General features: G+C 74.2%; 3 protein-coding genes. All 3 read right to left on the bottom strand.

The genetic code is table 11. The features are described 5' to 3' along the window. The coding region (locus NCC78_RS31140; protein WP_250799009.1) for a cytochrome P450 family protein at nt 1-660 on the bottom strand (660 nt) is incomplete at its 3' end. A gap of 96 nt (nt 661-756) precedes the next feature. After that, nucleotides 757-1,740, bottom strand: coding sequence for an AAA family ATPase (locus NCC78_RS31135; RefSeq protein ID WP_250799008.1), 984 nt, complete (start codon nt 1,738-1,740; stop codon nt 757-759). A gap of 225 nt (nt 1,741-1,965) precedes the next feature. Next, nucleotides 1,966-2,120 (bottom strand): hypothetical protein (locus tag NCC78_RS32805; RefSeq protein WP_504921395.1); only part of this gene is annotated, 155 nt, incomplete at its 5' end.

Genomic DNA, 2,120 nt, shown 5'->3' with positions numbered 1-2,120 from the left:
CACCAGCGCGGTGGTCAGGTCGTCGGTCGGCGCGCGGCGGCGGGCCCGGACCAGCTCGGCGAAGTAGTCGCGCAGCTCGGTCGCACCCCGGTCGGCCACGGCCAGCTCGTCCTGGGTGATCTCCGGCTCGAGCACGCCGGTGAGGTCGGCGGCCCAGCGCCGGAACAGCGGCCGGTCCGCCGCCGGCACGCCGAGCAGCGCGCAGATCACCCGGACCGGCAGCGGGTACGCGAACTCGGCCATGAAGTCGACCGGCTCCCCCGCCCGGCCCCGCTCGATCATCGCGTCGGCAAGCTCGTCGGCCTGGGCCACCACCACGTCGCGCAGCGCGGCGATCCGGCGCGGGGTGAACGCCCCCGCCACGAGCTGCCGCATCCGGCTGTGGTCGGGCGGATTGGTGCGCAGCATCGAGCGGGAGATCGACGCGACGGCCGGGCTGTCCCGCCAGCCGGGCAGGAAATGGTCGCGCAGCACGTCGTCCATCACCCCGAACCGGGGGTCGCGGAGGATCTCGTCGGCCTCGGCGTAGCCGGTGACCACGAAGAACACCGGCCCGGCCTGGACCACCGGCCCGTGGGCGCGCAGCCGCTCGTACGTCGGGTAGGGGTCGACCCGCCCCTGCGGCGACATGAGCAGCGCCAGGGCCTCGGCAGCGTCCATGACCGGCCTCCGGAGTCGATGCGTCGAGGCTCCATCATGCGCGCCCGGTCGGCACCGGGCGACCCCGCCGACCGGCAGCCGGGGCCGACGACCGGCTCAGGCGCCGGCGCCCGGCTCCCCGGCCAGCACCGCGTCGCCGCCGAGCAGGGCGTGCTCGGGCAGCGGCAGCTCGATGGAGTGGGCGGCCTCCCAGTCGTGGATCAGGCCGGGGCGCGCCTGGGCGGCGAAGTAGTCCACCGCGCTCATCCCACCGACCACCGGCTCGTCCACCTCGGCGACCAGCTGGGCCGGCACCAGGCGGAAACCGCTCTGCAGGGCGGCGCTGAGCCGGCGGTGCCCGTCGACGACGAAGAAGTACTCCCCGGTGAAGCCGATCCTGAGCGGCTCCAGCGCCTCGTCACCCCCGCTGGCGACCTCGCCCACGAAGCCGGAGTCCCACAGCCCGCGCAGGGTGGCGATGTCCTCGGTCGGGTAGACCCGCGCCGGGTCCAGCAGCAGCAGCGGCGGTGCGTCGCGCAGCACGTCCGCGCCGAGCCGCCCCTCGTACGCGTCGACGATGTGCTCGATCACCTCGTCGATCGAGGCCCGGGTGGTGTCGCAGACCAGGTCGTAGTTGCGCAGCCGGGCCTTGTCCACCCCGTAGCGGACGATGAACCGGCCCCGCTCGCTCTCGCTGCGCTCCCGGAGCTTCGCCTTCGCCTCCTCCAGCGAGGTGTAGCTCTCGGCCGGGCCGGACGGGCGGGCCAGCACCCGGCGGGCGGCCTCGCCCGGCTCGGTGATCATGTGCACCTTGAGCGCGTCGGTGAAGAAGTGCCAGGCCAGCCGGGAGTCCATCACCAGCGACTCGCCGGAGGCGGCGATGTCCCGCTGGAGCTGGTCGACGTAGCCGTCGACGGCCTGGTCGAGCTCGGCGTGCAGGTTGAGCTGGAGCGCGGTCATCTGCCGCTCCTGCGCCATCTGGCGGTAGAGGTCACCCACGCTGACCCGGCGCAGGCCGAGCCGCTTGGCGATCTCGACGGAGACGGTGCTCTTGCCGCTGCCGAGGTCGCCGTTGAAGACGATCGATTGACGAACGGTCACGACTGGTCCACCCCTGATCACCGGCTGATTGACTTCATCGATTTGCGTCCGACCGACGCGCTTCCGCCATCGTCGCGCCATCCGAGCGCCCGGGCATGACGGGCGATGCTATCACCTCAGCGCCAGCGGTTTGCCGGACGCGGCGTGCGACCGGCCGCCGGCCGGGCGGCGCCGCCGGACCGCACGGTGTCGCGGATCACCCGACGGGGACCGCCCGCCCGCGGCTCAGAACAGGCTGAGCGGGTCCACCTGGAGCCGGACCGGATCGACGGCCTTGCGGGCGGCGCGCACCCCCGCCGCCGAGTGCAGCGCCCCGGCCAGCGCGGCCGCCCGGGCCCGGGGCACCCGGACCAGCATCCGTTCGCGTTCCCCGTCGGCCG

Source organism: Micromonospora phytophila (assembly GCF_023656545.1).
GTDB lineage: Bacteria > Actinomycetota > Actinomycetes > Mycobacteriales > Micromonosporaceae > Micromonospora > Micromonospora phytophila.
The sequence above is the reverse complement of the archived record's forward strand: the minus strand, read 5'-3'. Positions and strand labels throughout refer to the sequence as shown.